This is a genomic window from Phascolarctobacterium succinatutens YIT 12067 (assembly GCF_000188175.1).
In the GTDB taxonomy this organism is placed as follows: domain Bacteria; phylum Bacillota; class Negativicutes; order Acidaminococcales; family Acidaminococcaceae; genus Phascolarctobacterium_A; species Phascolarctobacterium_A succinatutens.
The window spans coordinates 1-14,579 of the sequence record NZ_GL830883.1 but is presented as its reverse complement, the minus strand read 5'-3'; the positions used below and the strand labels follow the sequence as shown (position 1 = coordinate 14,579).

Genomic DNA, 14,579 nt, shown 5'->3' with positions numbered 1-14,579 from the left:
GAAATAGGATTAGCATAATATTATTATACACATACAATCCCCGGAACGCAAAAAAGCAGGAACCGAAGTTCCTGCTTTTTACAGCTCTAAATTAGATGAGTTCGATGATAGCCATTTCAGCTGCATCGCCACGGCGAGGACCTACTCTGTAAATGCGAGTAAAGCCGCCTTGTCTGCCTTCATATTTCGGAGCAATTTCTTCAAACAGTTTTTTGGTAATGGTTTCGTCAACCAGAACTGCCATAACCTGACGACGAGCATGCAGGTCATTGCGTTTTGCCAAAGTAATCAGTTGAGCGGAATGCTTAGCAACTTCTTTAGCTTTGGTAACGGTGGTTTCGATCTTACCATATTTGAAGAAGGAAGTTAAAATGCTGCGAAACAGAGCCTTACGGTTGCTGGAGTTACGACCCAGTTTTCTGTATGCCATGTACTTCTGACCCCCTTAATTATTCTTCATCGTTTTTGCGAAAATGCAAGCCCATATCCTCAAGTTTCTTTTTAATCTCTTCCAGAGATTTACTACCCAAGTTACGAACTTTAATCATATCAGCTTCTGTTTTCTGGATCAATTCTTCGACAGTATTGATACCTGCACGTCTCAGGCAGTTATTGCTGCGGACGGACAAATCCAAATCGTCGATAGACATTGTGTTTTGACCCTCTTGCTTGCTCGGTTCGGGAGCTTCAGGCTCAGAACCGCCAGCTACAGTGATCACAGAACCTTTGCCATCACTGGTCTGGAAAAGCTTGAGATAGTCAATCAGGATGGTGGAAGCCATATCAACAGCTTCATCAGGCTTTATGCTGCCATCTGTCCAAACTTCCAAAGTAAGCTTGTCATAGTTGGTAACATTACCTACGCGGGTATCGTTAACAGCAAATTTTACTCTGGTAATCGGAGAGTAAATGGAGTCTACCGGAATAACGCCGATAGGCTGATCAGGCTGTTTATTTTTGTCCGCAGGTACATAGCCACGGCCTTTATCAATATGGATTTCCATATTGAAAACTGCGTCTTTATCTAAAGTCGCAATATGCAGCTCAGGGTTCAGGATTTCAACATCGCTATCAGCAATGATATTTGCAGCAGTAACTTCCTGTTCACCGGAACATTCGATACGCAGAATCTTTTCCCCTTCACCTTCCATTTTAAGGCACAAAGCCTTAATGTTCAGGATGATATCAGCAACATCCTCACGAACACCAGGAATGGTAGCAAACTCATGCAGAACACCGTCAATCTTGACGTAGGTTACTGCAGCACCCGGCAGGGAGGACAGCAGCACACGACGCAGGCTGTTGCCCAGCGTGATGCCGTAGCCTCTCTCGAGCGGCTCCCAAACGAATTTGCCATAACGACCATCTTCGCTGACATCAGATGTAACCATCTTAGGTTTTTCAATTTCAATCATTCGGAAAGCCTCCTTCTATCGCGTATTACCACAATACGTCTCATAAGTGGGTGGCACAAGATATTCACTAATTATTTGGAGTACAACTCTACGATGAAGTGCTCTTCAATAGGAACATCAATTTCCTCACGAGTCGGGAAACGGTCTACCTTACCGCTAACGTTAGCAGCGTCCAGTACCAGCCAAGCCGGAACTGCTTTGGTAGCCAGAGTTTCGTCCATGCCTTTGAAGTATTCTTTAGCACGGCTGTTTTCCATAACGGTTACAACATCGCCAACTCTTACCAATGCGGAAGGAATGTCCAGACGTTTGCCGTTAACAGCAATGTGGCCATGTCTTACGATTTGGCGAGCCTGACGGCGGGTGTTAGCCAAGCCGAGGCGGAAAACTACGTTGTCGATTCTTCTTTCGAGGAGGATCAGCAGGTTTTCACCGGTGATACCTTCCATCTTTTTAGCTTTATCATAGTAGCCACGGAATTGTTTTTCCAGTACGCCATAGATAAATTTAGCTTTTTGTTTTTCAGTTAACTGAATGCCATATTCGCTCTTTTTTCTGTTTTGGCGGCGAACTTGGCGTTTAGATTCCTTGCTAATGCCCATGAATGCGGGAGCTAAGCCCAAAGATCTGCATCTTTTCAGGACAGGAGTTCTATCAATTGCCATCTATTTACACCCCCAATTATACTCTTCTACGTTTCGGCGGACGGCAGCCGTTATGCGGGATCGGAGTAACGTCTTTAATAGAGTTAACTTCCAGACCTGCAGCCTGAAGTGCACGGATTGCTGCTTCACGGCCAGCGCCAGGACCTTTTACATATACTTCTACTTGTTTCAAGCCATGCTCCATAGCAGCTTTGGTTGCTTCTTCAGCAGCCATTTGTGCAGCAAACGGAGTGCTCTTACGGCTGCCACGGAAACCGAGGCCGCCTGCGGAGGCCCAGCTCAGAACATTACCTTCGGTATCAGCGATGGTAACGATAGTATTATTGAAGGTGGAGCGGATATGTGCTACACCGTTGATTACGTTTTTGCTAACTTTTTTCTTGTTGCGAACAACTTTCTTGCCAGCCACTGGTTTATCCCTCCCTCGCTAATTATTTCTTCTTGCCTGCAATAGTACGTTTCGGACCTTTACGGGTGCGGGCATTGTTTTTAGTGTTTTGACCACGAACAGGCAGACCCATACGATGTCTTCTGCCACGATAGCTGCCAATTTCAATCAGACGTTTAATGTTCAGGGATTCCTCACGGCGGAGGTCACCTTCAACTTTATAGTCCTGATCCAGAGTTTCACGGATCTTAGCAACTTCTTCTTCAGTCAGGTCGCGAACGCGAGTGTCCGGGTTAATACCGGTTTTAGCTAAAATTTCACGAGAGAGAGTCAGGCCGATGCCGTAGATGTACGGCAGAGCATACTCAATACGTTTATCTCTCGGTAAATCGACACCAGAAATACGTGCCATTAATGTGCACCTCCTTCTTATCCTTGTTTTTGTTTATGTTTCGGGTTTTCGCAAATTACCATTACATGGCCTTTACGTTTAATGACTTTGCATTTTTCACATATTGGCTTAACAGACGGTCTTACTTTCATAATTTAAACCTCCTCTTTGCCTGTTGGATTATTTATACCGATAAGTAATTCTTCCACGATTGAGGTCGTACGGAGTAAGCTCCACGGTAACCTTATCACCAGGCAAAATCTTGATGAAGTTCATACGAATCTTACCGGATATATGTGCTAAAATTGTATGGCCGTTAACCAGTTGAACTTGGAACATAGCATTGGGAAGTGCTTCTAAGATTGTACCTTCAACCTCAATAACATCCTGTTTGGACACTGTTGTACCTCCTTATTTGCTACATCCGAGACTAACTTTAACGTCGGCATATACTTTATCGATAGGCTGCAAGCCATCGATTTCTTTGTACAGGCCTTGTTTTTTGTAGTACTCAATTAACGGTTCTGTTTGTTCATGATATGCATGCAGACGATTTACAACGGTTTCTTCTTTATCGTCGTTACGTTGATAAAGGTTACCACCGCATTTGTCGCAAACATTTTCTACCTTGCTGGGGTTAAAGCTTACATGATAGGTAGCACCGCAAGCTTTGCAGATACGGCGGCCAACTACACGCGCAACCAACTCGGAGTCAGGAACAGAGATATTAACAACACCGGTCAATTTAATGCCCAGGTCTTTGAGGATTCCGTCGAGAGCAACTGCTTGCTCCTCAGTTCTCGGGAAGCCATCTAAGATGAAACCATTTGCACATTCGGGTTTGGACAAGCCTTCACGAACAATGCCGATGGTTACGACGTCGGGGACAAGTCCGCCAGCGTCCATATATTTTTTTGCCTCTTTACCAAGTTCGGTGCCTGCGCTTACTGCTGCACGGAACATGTCTCCTGTGGAGATATGAGGGATTTTAAATTCATCAATGAGTTTTTCTGCTTGAGTGCCTTTACCAGCACCCGGAGGTCCCATTAAAAGAATGTACATTCTGAACTCCTCCTATTTCATAAAGCCATGATAATGACGCATCAGAACCATGGACTCTATTTGCTTCATAGTTTGTAATGCAACACCAACAACGATCAACAAAGCGGTACCGCCGAAGTACACACCTTCAATGCGGGTTACCCATCCGATAACATGAGGCATCAGCGCAATTAATGAGAGGAAAATCGCACCGGCCAAAGTTATTCTGGACATCACCTTGTCAAGATATTCTGTAGTAGGATTACCGGGTCTTAAACCGGGAATAAAGCCACCGTTCTTTTTAATATTATCGGAAAGATCTCCGATGTTCAGGCTTACTGCTGTATAGAAGTAAGTGAAGAACAAAATCATCAGAACATATAATGTGGTCTGCAGCGGGCTGCCCCACTGAAAGAGCTTACCCATTGCTTTAACCCAGGGAACATCAACGAACTGAGCAATTGTTACCGGGAACATCAGCACCGAAGAAGCGAAGATGATCGGAATAACGCCTGCCTGGTTGACCTTCAGAGGGATATAGCTTGTATGACCGCCATAAGCCTTTTTGCCTACTACACGCTTAGCATACTGAACGGGGATTTTGCGAATACCCTCAGAAATGATAATTACGAAAACTACCATCGCCAGGGCTATAGCCGCGAACAAAATAACGTTCAATAAGCTTACCGTGCCAGCCTGCAGATATTGGAAAATTACCTTAAGTCCATCCGGCAGTCTGGATACGATACCGGCAAAGATTATCAGGGAAATACCATTGCCGACGCCGCGAGCTGTAATCTGCTCGCCTATCCACATAAGGAAAACGGTTCCTGCAGTAAGTGTGATAGCAATAAGCAGGATTGAGAAAATCCCGGGGTTATTAATCGCCATCTTCAGGCCGTAGGCCATACCGCAGGCTTGGACAAACGCCAAAGCCACCGTCAGCATACGTGTAAGCTTTGTCGTTTTCTTGAAGCCTTCCTCACCTTCCTTGGACCATTGTTCCAAGGTCGGTACAACTACCTTCAATAACTGTAAAATAATTGAAGCATTGATATATGGGGTAATACTCATAGCAAAAATAGAGAATTTGCTCAAGGCGCCGCCACTGAACATATCAAGCAGTCCGAAGAGATTACCGCTGCGGAAAAGCTGTTCAATGACAGAAGCGTTTACGCCAGGAACAGGTATATGTGTTCCAGCCCTGAATACGATGAACATGGCGAGAGTAAATAAAACTTTTTGCCTGAGTTCTGTTATTCTAAATATGTTTGCAAGGGCTGCTAACACTTTAGATCACCTCAATCTTACCGCCAGCTGCAACGATTTTCTCTTCAGCGGATTTGCTGAAGCCCATAGCTTGTACAGTAAGCTTTTTGGTTAATTCGCCATTGCCAAGAATACGGATGCCGTCGCGAATGTTCTTAACAACACCTTCTTCAATGAGCATTACGGGTTCAACAACGGTGCCGTCCTCAAAACGATTGAGTACGGAAACGTTGATTTCAACATAATCTTTACCAAATTTATTGTAGAAACCGCGTTTAGGAAGACGCAGGTACAGAGGTCTTTGACCACCTTCAAATCCAGGGCGCTTAACACCGCCGGAACGGGATTTCTGACCTTTCTGGCCTTTGCCGGAAGTCTTGCCCAAGCCACTGCCCAGGCCACGACCTACGCGAACTGCTACACGTTTAGATCCCGGAGCGGGAGACAATTCATGTAAATTCATCTTCAGTACACCTCCTTGTCTTACGCTTCTTCAACCTTCACGAGATGTTCAACCTTGTGAATCATGCCGCGAATAGTCGGAGTATCTTCTTTAACAACGCTAGTATTGATTTTACCTAAGCCCAGAGCTTTAACGGTTGCACGCTGATCTTTGGGGTAACCGATCAGGCTGCGGGTCAGGGTGATTTTAATTTGTGCCATGACAAAGTCCTCCTTAGCCCAACAATTCTTCTACGGTTTTACCACGCAGAGCTGCAACAGCTTCAGCACTCTTCAAGGATTTCAGACCTTCAATGGTTGCACGAACCATGTTGTTCGGGTTGGAAGAGCCTTGAGATTTAGTAAGAATATCACGAACGCCAGCCAGTTCCAGTACGGCACGTACAGGGCCGCCAGCGATAACGCCGGTACCTTCTGCAGCCGGTTTCAGGAATACGCGGCCTGCGCCGAATACACCGATGTTTTCATGAGGAATGGTAGTACCAACCAGCGGTACAGTAACCAGGTTTTTCTTAGCATCTTCAACGCCTTTACGAATAGCTTCAGGAACCTCTGCAGCTTTACCCAGGCCCATGCCTACATGACCATTTTCATCACCTACAACAACAAGTGCAGCGAAGGAGAAACGACGTCCGCCTTTAACAACCTTAGCAACACGGTTGATGAAAACGACTTTTTCTTGTAATTCGTTTTCTTTATTTTCGAAGTTCGCCACTTTATTTCCTCCTTCTCTTAGAATACCAGGCCAGCTTCGCGAGCAGCTTCAGCCAGGGCAGCTACACGTCCGTGGTACAGATAGCCACCACGATCGAATACAACTTCTTTTACACCCTTAGCCAGCGCTTTTTCAGCGATTGCTTTGCCTACAGCTTTAGCAGCCTCAATGTTGCCGCCGTAGTTTTCTTTCAGATCTTTTTCAACGGTGCTGGCAGCAGCGATAGTTTCGCCGGTCTCATCGTTAATAACCTGTGCATAAATGTTGGACAGGGAACGGTATACGTTCAGACGAGGTTTTTCAGCAGTACCGATAATATATCTACGAGAACGGAGATGACGTTTTTGACGTTTCTCGTTTTTATCAACTCTGTTAAGCAAGAGTTTCACTCCCTTCTTTTAGAAATTATTTCTTGCCTTTAGCGCCGGCTTTACCAATCTTACGACGAACATGTTCGCCTTCGTAACGGATACCTTTACCTTTGTAAGGTTCAGGCGGACGCAAAGTACGGATATCTGCAGCAACTGCACCTACAACTTCTTTATCAGCACCGCTAACAACGATCTTGTTCGGAGCGGGAACTTCAAAAGTAATACCTGCAGGCGGCTCTTTTACAACCGGGTGAGAGAAACCCAGAGTAAAGTTAATGTTTTGGCCTTGCTTAGCAGCACGGTAACCAACACCATTAATTTCCAGAGTTTTGCTGAAGCCTTGGGTTACACCGATGATCATGTTGTTAATCAGGGTGCGGGACAGACCATGCAGAGAACGGTTTTCTTTTTCATCGTCCGGACGTTCAACGGTGATTACACCATTGTCCATGGTCAGCTTCATGTTTTTATTGATTTGGCGAGCTAATTCGCCTTTAGGACCTTTAACGGTCACGTGATTATCTTCAATAGTAACTGTTACACCAGCGGGAACAGTAATTGGCATCTTACCAATTCTAGACACGTACGAGCACCTCCTATCTTTTTAGTATTACCATACGTATGCAAGAACTTCGCCGCCCAAGCCTGCTTTACGAGCAGCTTTGTCGGTCATCAAGCCTTGGGAAGTAGAAATTAATGCAATACCCAGACCTCCGAGGACTCTAGGCAGTTGGTCTTTTTGAGAGTAAACTCTCAGACCAGGTTTGGAAATACGTTTAATACCGGAGATAACCTTCTCTTTATTAGCACCGTATTTCAGGCTGACGCGGATAACATTTTGTTTGCTGTCAGCAATAACTTCGAAATCTTTAATGAAACCTTCGGCTTTCAGGATTTCAGCAATAGCCAGCTTAATCTTGCTGCCGGGGATTTCAACTTTATCATGATGAACTGAATTTGCGTTACGAATACGGGTAAGCATATCAGCAATCGGGTCAGTCATTACCATACTTAAATACCCTCCTTCCTTGTTGTCTGTCTTACCAGCTTGCTTTGGTTACGCCCGGAATAGCTCCTTTATAAGCATATTCACGGAAGCAGATACGGCAGAGGCCAAATTTACGCATATAGCCATGAGGTCTGCCGCAAACTTTGCAGCGGTTATAATGACGAACTTCGAATTTCGGTTCGCCTTTCCATTTTTCGATCAGGGCTTTTTTAGCCAATGTGTTCCCTCCTCACTTATGCGCCGAACGGCATTCCGAGGAGTTTGAGCAGCTCTCTAGCTTCCTCGTCTGTCTTAGCGGTAGTCACAATGATGATATCCATGCCACGAACTTTATCGATCTTATCATATTCGATTTCCGGGAAAATCAATTGTTCTTTCAGACCCAGTGCGTAGTTGCCACGGCCGTCAAATGCGGAAGCATTTACGCCACGGAAGTCACGTACGCGCGGAAGAGCGAGATTCATCAGTTTATCAAGGAAATAGTACATACGGTCGCCACGCAGGGTTACTTTAGCACCCAGAGGCATACCTTGACGTACTTTGAAAGCTGCGATGGATTTCTTAGCTTTGGTGATAACAGGTTTCTGACCTGCGATCTGAGTCATATCAGCAACTGCGCTTTCCAGAGCTTTGCTGTTGCCTACAGCCTCGCCAACACCCATGTTGATTACAACTTTCTCAATTTTAGGGATTTCCATTACGTTTTTATATTGGAATTTGTCATGCATAGCCTTAGCTACTTCAGACAAATATTTTTCTTGCAATCTGGTCTTTGCCATTCAGTTATTTCCTCCTTTCCCGGAAAATTATTTATCGATTACTTCACCGCATTTTTTGCAGGTTCTTACGAAAGCACCGGCAACTTCGGTCTTTTTAATACGGGTAGCTTGTTTGCAAACCGGGCATACCAGCATTACTTTGGAAGAAGCGAGCGGAGCTTCTTTAGTAATGATGCCGCCTTGAGGATTTGCCTGAGACGGTTTGGTATGACGTTTTACTTTATTCACGCCTTCAACAACCACTTTGGCTTTCTTAGGCAGAGCTTCAACGATCTTACCTTGCTTGCCTTTATCCTTACCGGACAGTACAAGAACGGTATCGCCTTTTTTAACATGCAGCTTTACAGCATTTGCCATGTCAAGAACACCTCCTTACAGTGCGTTATCTAATTTCTTACAGCACTTCCGGTGCCAGAGAAATGATTTTCATGAAGTCTTTTTCGCGAAGTTCGCGGGCAACAGGCCCAAAAATACGAGTGCCGCGCGGGCTCTTGTCGTCTTTAATTACAACTGCTGCGTTCTCATCAAAACGGATGTAGGAACCGTCTGCACGGCGAACACCTTTAACGGAACGAACAACAACTGCTTTAACTACGTCGCCTTTTTTTACAACGCCACCGGGTGATGCATCTTTAACAGCACATACGATAACGTCACCGATATTAGCATATTTACGGTAAGAACCGCCTAATACACGGATACACATAACCTTCTTAGCGCCAGTGTTGTCACCAACATTAAGGATAGTTTGTTGTTGTATCATGGATTTCCCTCCCTTGCCGGACTAACTCTTCGGCAAAATTATTTAGCACGCTCTAAGATTTCAATAACGCGCCAGCATTTATCTTTAGACAGCGGACGAGTTTGCATAATTTCAACTACGTCGCCAACATGTGCTTCGTTATTTTCATCATGAGCTTTAAATTTAATAGTATGTTGTACGCCTTTTTTGTACAGCGGATGCTGAACGAAACGTTCTACTGCAACTACGACAGTTTTCTGCATTTTATCGCTGACAACTTTACCAATACGGGTAACACGTGCGTTTCTTTCTTCGGTCACGACTGTTTCCTCCTTGTTATACTTCAAAACAGTTAAGCCTTGAGCTCACGTTCACGCTGGATTGTTTTGATACGGGCAATGGATTTCTTAACGTCACGAATTTTCATCGGATTTTCACATTGACCGGTTGCCATTTGAAAACGCAGATTGAAGAGTTCCTCTTTCAAATCTGCCAACTTGGTGTCTAACTCAGCAGCAGACAATTCACGAATTTCTGTTGTTTTCATTAAGCTTCACCACCCTTTTCTTGTGCGGCAGCTTCAGCTTCCTGTTGAGCGCGAGTTACAAATTTGCATTTGATAGGCAATTTGTGGCTAGCAAGACGCATTGCTTCTTTAGCAACTTCTTCGCTAACACCGTTCATTTCGAACAGAACGCGACCAGGTTTAACTACTGCTACCCAGTACTCCGGAGAACCTTTACCAGAACCCATACGAGTTTCAGCAGGTTTTGCAGTAATCGGTTTATCCGGGAAAATTTGAATCCAAACTTGACCGCCACGTTTGATATAACGTGTCATTGCGATACGGGCTGCCTCAATCTGGCGGTTGGTAATCCAAGCGGGCTCCAATGCTACCAGACCGAAATCGCCATGAGCGATTCTATTACCGCGCATAGCACGGCCAGTCATACGACCTCTATGTTGTTTACGATGTTTAACTCTCTTCGGTAATAACATGTCTGATTATGCCTCCTTTGCCGGAGCAACTTTAGCTGCTTCTTTGCTTTCAGGAAGAACTTCACCTTTGTAAATCCATACCTTAATGCCGATACGGCCATAAGTGGTATGTGCTTCTGCAGTGCCATAATCGATGTCAGCACGCAGGGTGTGCAGAGGAATGCTGCCTTCACGATAGGATTCGCTGCGTGCAATTTCAGCACCGCCAAGACGACCGCCGCAGGTAATTTTGATACCTTTAGCACCCATACGCATGGTACGGCCAACGCATTGTTTCATAGCACGACGGAAAGCGATACGGCGTTCCAGCTGTGCTGCAATGTTCTCTGCAACCAAGGTTGCGTCCATATCCGGGGTTTTAACTTCTACGATGTTGATTTCGATAGCGCTCTCAGTCATTTTCTTCAGGTCGGATTTCAGCAGTTCGATGTTGCTGCCTTGACGACCGATTACCATACCAGGTTTTGCAGTATGGATGGAAATGCGGGCTTTATTAGATGCGCGTTCGATTTCTACTTTAGAGATACCGGACAGGAACAGTTTTTCTTTGATGAACTCACGGATTTTAATGTCTTCTAACAAGAATTTCTCATAGTCTTTGCCAGCGTACCATTTGGAATCCCAGCCTTTGATAACGCCAACACGGAGACCATGCGGATTAACTTTTTGACCCACTATCTTTTCCCTCCTTCTGACGGGATATTATTTTTCTTTAACTGCTACAGTTACGTGGCTAGAACGTTTCAGAATTTTGAAAGCCTGTCCACGGGAACGAGGATGAATACGTTTCATGGTCGGACCTTGATCTACTGCACAGTAGGATACGATCAGGTTATCCACGTTCATGTCAAAATTGTGCTCTGCGTTTGCTACTGCACTGCGCAGAACTTTCTCGATTACCTCAGAACCAACCTTCGGGGTATATTTGAGGATCGCGAATGCTTCACCAACGGATTTGCCGCGGATGAGATTGATTACGATGCGCAGTTTGCGCGGCGCAATACGGATATATTTTGCAATTGCCTTTGCTTCCATTGTTTGGTCCCCCTTTCCCCTTATTTTAAGCCGGTGCTCTTATCTGCGTGACCTTTGTAAGTACGAGTAGGAGCGAATTCTCCTAATTTGTGGCCTACCATATCCTCGGTAATGAATACCGGAACATGTTTGCGTCCGTCATGAACCGCAATGGTGTGACCAACGAAAGACGGAAGAATAGTAGAGCTGCGAGACCAGGTCTTAACAACTTTTTTATCATTAGCGGCATTAAGCACGTCAATCTTTTTCAAAAGACTTGCATGGACAAAAGGTCCTTTTTTAACTGATCTGGACACTAGGTTAGCCTCCTTTCCTTATCCTGTTTTATTATTTAGTTCTACGTTTCAGAATTAACTTAGTAGAAGCTTTCTTCTCTCTGCGAGTACGAGTACCGAATGCACATTTACCCCAAGGAGTAACAGGACGTTTACGACCAACGGGGGAGTGACCTTCACCACCACCATGCGGATGGTCGTTAGGATTCATAACAACGCCGCGGTTAGCAGGACGGATACCCAGCCAACGGCTGCGGCCAGCTTTACCGATGCAGATGTTTTCAGCATCAATGTTACCAACTTGACCGATGGTTGCACGGCAGTTGATATGTACTTTACGGATTTCGCCAGAAGGAAGACGGAGCAGAGCGTAGTCGCCCTCTTTAGCCATCAGCTGTGCGCTGGTACCAGCACTACGAGCCATTTGGCCGCCTTTACCAATTTTCATTTCCACGTTGTGTACGGTAGTACCAAGCGGAATGTTTTTCAGCGGCAGGCAGTTACCGGTTTTGATATCTGCGTCAGGACCGCTTACTACGATATCGCCAACTTTCAAATCAAGCGGAGCGATGATGTAACGTTTTTCGCCGTCAACATAGTTGATCAGAGCGATACGAGCGTTACGGTTAGGATCGTATTCAATGGTAGCAACCTTAGCCGGAATGCCGTCTTTGGTACGCTTGAAATCAATGATACGATATTGTTTTTTATGACCGCCGCCTTGATGACGAACAGTCATTTTACCGGTATTATTACGGCCTGCATGTTTACCAAGTTTTTCAACAAGCGGGCGGTAAGGCTTGTCAGTCGTAATCTCTTCGAAGGCAGACACAGTAATAAAGCGTCTGGAAGGAGAATACGGATTAAAGCTTTTAATAGCCATTTAATTTACCTCCTATACGTTAATTACATTCCTTCGAAAAGGGGAATCGTATTGCCTTCAGCAAGCTTCACGATAGCTTTCTTATAATCGGAACGTTTGCCAACATATTTACCCATGCGTTTGGTTTTGCCCAGTACGCGGATGGTATTTACATTCAATACTTTAACTTTGAAAATCGCCTCTACAGCTTGGCGAATCTCTACTTTGTTAGCATCCAGGGGAACCTGGAAGGTGTATTTGTTCTCCTGCATCATCTGAGAAGTCTTTTCAGTGATGATGGGACGAATCAGTATATCGCGAGGATTAGTAGCCATTATGCGAGCACCTCCTCAATTTTTTCTACAGCATCTTTAGCAAGGAATACCTTTTTGCTGTTCAGGATATCAAAGCAGTTCAGACCCATGTTGGTGATGGTGGTTACTTTCGGCATGTTACGTGCGGAAAGAGCAACGTTTTCGTTGGAACCATCGGTAATCAACAGAGCTTTAGTGTCAACAGCTTCAAAAGCTTTCAGCAGAGAAGCTACTTGTTTAGTTTTCGGAGCGTCAAAAGCCAGACCTTCAACAACTACCAGTTCACCAGCTGCTACTTTAGCAGACAGTGCGCAGCACAGAGCTAAGCGACGTGCTTTACGAGGCATTTTCTTTGCATAGCTGCGGGGTTGGGGACCAAAAGTGGTACCACCGCCAACCCATACGGGAGAACGGTTGGAACCGCAACGAGCGCGGCCAGTACCTTTTTGTTTCCAGGGTTTACGACCGCCACCGCGTACCATAGCACGGGTTTTAGTAGCGGAAGTTCCTTGACGTTGGTTTGCCAGCTGCATTACAACTGCTTGATGTACTACAGCTTCATTGAACTCAGCGCCAAATACGGAATCATTTAATTCTATTTCACCGGTTTGTGCACCGGAAAGATCATATACTGATAACTTCGGCATTAGAAGCATCCTCCTTTCTTTCGCTTATCTTATTATTTGTTAGGTTTTACGGTTTCCTTCAGTACTACGTAAGAACCAGTAGCACCCGGAATAGCACCCTTAACCAGAATAAGATTACGTTCTGCGTCAACCTTAACAACGGTCAGACGTTGAACAGTTACATTTGCATTACCCATACGGCCAGGCAGTTTTTTGCCTTTGATTACACGGCCGCCAGGACCGGAATGCATGGGGCCCATAGAACCAGGCTCACGATGAGACTTAGAACCATGTTTCATAGGTCCGCGAGAGAAATTGTGGCGCTTAATAGTGCCTGCAAAACCTTTGCCGCGGGAAACGCCGCTTGCGTCAATCAGTTCGCCTGCAGCAAAAATATCAGCAGCGATTTTATCGCCTACCGCATATTCGGAAGGAGCAGCCAGACGCAGCTCTCTGACAAATTTAACCGGTGTTACACCAGCTTTGTCAAAATGGCCTTTCATCGGTTTGGTGGTATGTTTTTCTTTAATTTCACCAAAACCAAGTTGAACAGCATTATAACCGTCTGTTTCTTCGGTTTTGTTTTGAAGTACAACGCAGGGTCCTGCTTCTACAACAGTAACAGGAATCAGTCTGCCATCAGCTTCAAAAATTTGGGTCATGCCCAGTTTTTTGCCTAAGATACCTTTAGCCATTATTGCACCTCCTCCTTACAGTTTAATTTCAATATCTACGCCAGCGGGCAGGTCAAGACGCATCAGAGCGTCAACAGTCTTACCGGTGGGTTCCAGAATGTCTACAAGACGTTTGTGAGTACGCATTTCGAATTGCTCACGGGAATCTTTGTTAATATGCGGAGAACGCAGAATAGTGTAAATGTTTTTTTCTGTAGGAAGGGGAATCGGACCGGAAACTTGTGCACCGGTACGTTTTGCAGTTTCTACAATCTTAGAAGCACTTTGGTCAAGTGCTTTATGATCATACGCTTTCAGGCGTATTCTAATCTTTTGAGACTTAGCCATTAAAAAATATCCTCCTAAATTCGCCCAGTTTCTATGAACGGACATACTCCGTGAAAATCTCCCTGTCTAACAGGCAAGCAACCTTTCACATCATCGCAGGGCCATACCAACAAACATAAGAATAGAGGGGAGGTTAACCCCCCTCATATTCTTCCAGGGATCTAACTAAAATTATTTCTCTTCTACTTCGGAAACAACG

30 protein-coding genes are annotated in these 14,579 nt (G+C 45.1%); all 30 read right to left on the bottom strand.

The window, feature by feature from the left end; all coding sequences use genetic code 11:
* Nucleotides 1-91: 91 nt before the first annotated feature.
* Nucleotides 92-430 (bottom strand): 50S ribosomal protein L17, encoded by a 339-nt coding sequence (gene rplQ / locus HMPREF9443_RS04900; RefSeq protein WP_009145412.1) that lies wholly within the window; start codon nt 428-430, stop codon nt 92-94.
* 19 nt (nt 431-449) lie between these two features.
* The gene (locus HMPREF9443_RS04895; RefSeq protein ID WP_009145411.1) at nt 450-1,415 is read right to left on the bottom strand and encodes a DNA-directed RNA polymerase subunit alpha; all 966 of its coding nucleotides are present in this window, start codon (nt 1,413-1,415) and stop codon (nt 450-452) included.
* A 71-nt stretch (nt 1,416-1,486) separates the two neighbouring features.
* Nucleotides 1,487-2,080, bottom strand: coding sequence for a 30S ribosomal protein S4 (gene rpsD, locus HMPREF9443_RS04890; protein WP_009145410.1), 594 nt, complete (start codon nt 2,078-2,080; stop codon nt 1,487-1,489).
* A gap of 16 nt (nt 2,081-2,096) precedes the next feature.
* On the bottom strand, nt 2,097-2,489 hold the full coding sequence (gene rpsK, locus HMPREF9443_RS04885) for a 30S ribosomal protein S11 (protein WP_009145409.1): 393 nt from the start codon (nt 2,487-2,489) through the stop codon (nt 2,097-2,099).
* Nucleotides 2,490-2,511: 22 nt separating this feature from the next.
* A complete protein-coding gene (gene rpsM / locus HMPREF9443_RS04880; protein WP_009145408.1) occupies nt 2,512-2,880 on the bottom strand; it encodes a 30S ribosomal protein S13 in 369 nt (122 codons plus the stop codon).
* Nucleotides 2,881-2,897: 17 nt separating this feature from the next.
* Nucleotides 2,898-3,011: a 50S ribosomal protein L36 gene (rpmJ, locus tag HMPREF9443_RS04875; RefSeq protein WP_004092858.1), complete on the bottom strand. Its 114-nt coding sequence runs from the start codon at nt 3,009-3,011 to the stop codon at nt 2,898-2,900.
* Nucleotides 3,012-3,039: 28 nt separating this feature from the next.
* Entirely contained in the window at nt 3,040-3,258 is a 219-nt protein-coding gene (gene infA / locus HMPREF9443_RS04870; protein ID WP_009145407.1) for a translation initiation factor IF-1, read from the bottom strand.
* Between the two features lie 12 nt (nt 3,259-3,270).
* Nucleotides 3,271-3,921, bottom strand: coding sequence for an adenylate kinase (locus HMPREF9443_RS04865; protein ID WP_009145406.1), 651 nt, complete (start codon nt 3,919-3,921; stop codon nt 3,271-3,273).
* A 12-nt stretch (nt 3,922-3,933) separates the two neighbouring features.
* Nucleotides 3,934-5,190: a preprotein translocase subunit SecY gene (secY, locus tag HMPREF9443_RS04860; RefSeq protein ID WP_009145405.1), complete on the bottom strand. Its 1,257-nt coding sequence runs from the start codon at nt 5,188-5,190 to the stop codon at nt 3,934-3,936.
* Between the two features lies 1 nt (nt 5,191).
* On the bottom strand, nt 5,192-5,632 hold the full coding sequence (rplO, locus tag HMPREF9443_RS04855) for a 50S ribosomal protein L15 (RefSeq protein WP_009145404.1): 441 nt from the start codon (nt 5,630-5,632) through the stop codon (nt 5,192-5,194).
* A gap of 20 nt (nt 5,633-5,652) precedes the next feature.
* Complete coding sequence (gene rpmD, locus HMPREF9443_RS04850) at nt 5,653-5,832, bottom strand: 50S ribosomal protein L30 (RefSeq protein ID WP_009145403.1); 180 nt, start codon at nt 5,830-5,832, stop codon at nt 5,653-5,655.
* Nucleotides 5,833-5,845: 13 nt separating this feature from the next.
* Nucleotides 5,846-6,346 carry a 30S ribosomal protein S5 gene (gene rpsE / locus HMPREF9443_RS04845; protein WP_009145402.1) on the bottom strand — a complete coding sequence of 167 codons (501 nt, stop codon included), beginning with the start codon at nt 6,344-6,346 and terminating at the stop codon, nt 5,846-5,848.
* Between the two features lie 17 nt (nt 6,347-6,363).
* Nucleotides 6,364-6,726, bottom strand: coding sequence for a 50S ribosomal protein L18 (rplR, locus tag HMPREF9443_RS04840; RefSeq protein WP_021719367.1), 363 nt, complete (start codon nt 6,724-6,726; stop codon nt 6,364-6,366).
* 25 nt (nt 6,727-6,751) lie between these two features.
* The gene (gene rplF, locus HMPREF9443_RS04835) at nt 6,752-7,300 is read right to left on the bottom strand and encodes a 50S ribosomal protein L6 (RefSeq protein WP_040565066.1); all 549 of its coding nucleotides are present in this window, start codon (nt 7,298-7,300) and stop codon (nt 6,752-6,754) included.
* A gap of 27 nt (nt 7,301-7,327) precedes the next feature.
* The gene (gene rpsH / locus HMPREF9443_RS04830; RefSeq protein WP_009145399.1) at nt 7,328-7,726 is read right to left on the bottom strand and encodes a 30S ribosomal protein S8; all 399 of its coding nucleotides are present in this window, start codon (nt 7,724-7,726) and stop codon (nt 7,328-7,330) included.
* Nucleotides 7,727-7,757: 31 nt separating this feature from the next.
* On the bottom strand, nt 7,758-7,943 hold the full coding sequence (locus HMPREF9443_RS04825) for a type Z 30S ribosomal protein S14 (protein WP_009145398.1): 186 nt from the start codon (nt 7,941-7,943) through the stop codon (nt 7,758-7,760).
* A 16-nt stretch (nt 7,944-7,959) separates the two neighbouring features.
* Nucleotides 7,960-8,505 (bottom strand): 50S ribosomal protein L5, encoded by a 546-nt coding sequence (gene rplE, locus HMPREF9443_RS04820; protein WP_009145397.1) that lies wholly within the window; start codon nt 8,503-8,505, stop codon nt 7,960-7,962.
* A 27-nt stretch (nt 8,506-8,532) separates the two neighbouring features.
* On the bottom strand, nt 8,533-8,862 hold the full coding sequence (gene rplX, locus HMPREF9443_RS04815; RefSeq protein WP_009145396.1) for a 50S ribosomal protein L24: 330 nt from the start codon (nt 8,860-8,862) through the stop codon (nt 8,533-8,535).
* A 37-nt stretch (nt 8,863-8,899) separates the two neighbouring features.
* Nucleotides 8,900-9,268 (bottom strand): 50S ribosomal protein L14, encoded by a 369-nt coding sequence (gene rplN / locus HMPREF9443_RS04810; protein WP_009145395.1) that lies wholly within the window; start codon nt 9,266-9,268, stop codon nt 8,900-8,902.
* Nucleotides 9,269-9,306: 38 nt separating this feature from the next.
* The gene (gene rpsQ, locus HMPREF9443_RS04805) at nt 9,307-9,567 is read right to left on the bottom strand and encodes a 30S ribosomal protein S17 (protein ID WP_021719365.1); all 261 of its coding nucleotides are present in this window, start codon (nt 9,565-9,567) and stop codon (nt 9,307-9,309) included.
* 32 nt (nt 9,568-9,599) lie between these two features.
* Nucleotides 9,600-9,794 (bottom strand): 50S ribosomal protein L29, encoded by a 195-nt coding sequence (gene rpmC, locus HMPREF9443_RS04800; protein ID WP_009145393.1) that lies wholly within the window; start codon nt 9,792-9,794, stop codon nt 9,600-9,602.
* Entirely contained in the window at nt 9,794-10,246 is a 453-nt protein-coding gene (gene rplP / locus HMPREF9443_RS04795; RefSeq protein ID WP_021719364.1) for a 50S ribosomal protein L16, read from the bottom strand. The genes rpmC and rplP overlap by 1 nt, the downstream gene beginning before the upstream one ends.
* A 6-nt stretch (nt 10,247-10,252) precedes the next feature.
* Nucleotides 10,253-10,921: a 30S ribosomal protein S3 gene (gene rpsC / locus HMPREF9443_RS04790; RefSeq protein WP_009145391.1), complete on the bottom strand. Its 669-nt coding sequence runs from the start codon at nt 10,919-10,921 to the stop codon at nt 10,253-10,255.
* A gap of 27 nt (nt 10,922-10,948) precedes the next feature.
* Nucleotides 10,949-11,281: a 50S ribosomal protein L22 gene (rplV, locus tag HMPREF9443_RS04785; RefSeq protein ID WP_009145390.1), complete on the bottom strand. Its 333-nt coding sequence runs from the start codon at nt 11,279-11,281 to the stop codon at nt 10,949-10,951.
* 20 nt (nt 11,282-11,301) lie between these two features.
* Complete coding sequence (gene rpsS, locus HMPREF9443_RS04780) at nt 11,302-11,577, bottom strand: 30S ribosomal protein S19 (protein WP_009145389.1); 276 nt, start codon at nt 11,575-11,577, stop codon at nt 11,302-11,304.
* A 31-nt stretch (nt 11,578-11,608) separates the two neighbouring features.
* Complete coding sequence (gene rplB / locus HMPREF9443_RS04775) at nt 11,609-12,439, bottom strand: 50S ribosomal protein L2 (RefSeq protein WP_009145388.1); 831 nt, start codon at nt 12,437-12,439, stop codon at nt 11,609-11,611.
* A 23-nt stretch (nt 12,440-12,462) separates the two neighbouring features.
* Nucleotides 12,463-12,753 carry a 50S ribosomal protein L23 gene (gene rplW, locus HMPREF9443_RS04770; RefSeq protein ID WP_009145387.1) on the bottom strand — a complete coding sequence of 97 codons (291 nt, stop codon included), beginning with the start codon at nt 12,751-12,753 and terminating at the stop codon, nt 12,463-12,465.
* The gene (gene rplD, locus HMPREF9443_RS04765; RefSeq protein ID WP_021719361.1) at nt 12,753-13,379 is read right to left on the bottom strand and encodes a 50S ribosomal protein L4; all 627 of its coding nucleotides are present in this window, start codon (nt 13,377-13,379) and stop codon (nt 12,753-12,755) included. The genes rplW and rplD overlap by 1 nt, the downstream gene beginning before the upstream one ends.
* A 32-nt stretch (nt 13,380-13,411) precedes the next feature.
* Nucleotides 13,412-14,053: a 50S ribosomal protein L3 gene (rplC, locus tag HMPREF9443_RS04760; protein ID WP_009145385.1), complete on the bottom strand. Its 642-nt coding sequence runs from the start codon at nt 14,051-14,053 to the stop codon at nt 13,412-13,414.
* Nucleotides 14,054-14,068: 15 nt separating this feature from the next.
* Entirely contained in the window at nt 14,069-14,380 is a 312-nt protein-coding gene (gene rpsJ, locus HMPREF9443_RS04755; protein WP_040565065.1) for a 30S ribosomal protein S10, read from the bottom strand.
* Nucleotides 14,381-14,579 lie beyond the last annotated feature (199 nt).

Coding starts and splice junctions, on each gene's coding strand:
- rplQ (WP_009145412.1), bottom strand. CDS start 430: ATGGCATACAGAAAACTGGGTCGTAACTCCAGCAACCGTAAGGCTCTG.
- HMPREF9443_RS04895 (WP_009145411.1), bottom strand. CDS start 1,415: ATGATTGAAATTGAAAAACCTAAGATGGTTACATCTGATGTCAGCGAA.
- rpsD (WP_009145410.1), bottom strand. CDS start 2,080: ATGGCAATTGATAGAACTCCTGTCCTGAAAAGATGCAGATCTTTGGGC.
- rpsM (WP_009145408.1), bottom strand. CDS start 2,880: ATGGCACGTATTTCTGGTGTCGATTTACCGAGAGATAAACGTATTGAG.
- rpmJ (WP_004092858.1), bottom strand. CDS start 3,011: ATGAAAGTAAGACCGTCTGTTAAGCCAATATGTGAAAAATGCAAAGTC.
- HMPREF9443_RS04865 (WP_009145406.1), bottom strand. CDS start 3,921: ATGTACATTCTTTTAATGGGACCTCCGGGTGCTGGTAAAGGCACTCAA.
- rplO (WP_009145404.1), bottom strand. CDS start 5,632: ATGAATTTACATGAATTGTCTCCCGCTCCGGGATCTAAACGTGTAGCA.
- rpmD (WP_009145403.1), bottom strand. CDS start 5,832: ATGGCACAAATTAAAATCACCCTGACCCGCAGCCTGATCGGTTACCCC.
- rpsH (WP_009145399.1), bottom strand. CDS start 7,726: ATGGTAATGACTGACCCGATTGCTGATATGCTTACCCGTATTCGTAAC.
- rplE (WP_009145397.1), bottom strand. CDS start 8,505: ATGGCAAAGACCAGATTGCAAGAAAAATATTTGTCTGAAGTAGCTAAG.
- rplX (WP_009145396.1), bottom strand. CDS start 8,862: ATGGCAAATGCTGTAAAGCTGCATGTTAAAAAAGGCGATACCGTTCTT.
- rplN (WP_009145395.1), bottom strand. CDS start 9,268: ATGATACAACAACAAACTATCCTTAATGTTGGTGACAACACTGGCGCT.
- rpmC (WP_009145393.1), bottom strand. CDS start 9,794: ATGAAAACAACAGAAATTCGTGAATTGTCTGCTGCTGAGTTAGACACC.
- rplP (WP_021719364.1), bottom strand. CDS start 10,246: ATGTTATTACCGAAGAGAGTTAAACATCGTAAACAACATAGAGGTCGT.
- rplV (WP_009145390.1), bottom strand. CDS start 11,281: ATGGAAGCAAAGGCAATTGCAAAATATATCCGTATTGCGCCGCGCAAA.
- rplB (WP_009145388.1), bottom strand. CDS start 12,439: ATGGCTATTAAAAGCTTTAATCCGTATTCTCCTTCCAGACGCTTTATT.
- rplW (WP_009145387.1), bottom strand. CDS start 12,753: ATGGCTACTAATCCTCGCGATATACTGATTCGTCCCATCATCACTGAA.
- rplD (WP_021719361.1), bottom strand. CDS start 13,379: ATGCCGAAGTTATCAGTATATGATCTTTCCGGTGCACAAACCGGTGAA.
- rplC (WP_009145385.1), bottom strand. CDS start 14,053: ATGGCTAAAGGTATCTTAGGCAAAAAACTGGGCATGACCCAAATTTTT.
- rpsJ (WP_040565065.1), bottom strand. CDS start 14,380: ATGGCTAAGTCTCAAAAGATTAGAATACGCCTGAAAGCGTATGATCAT.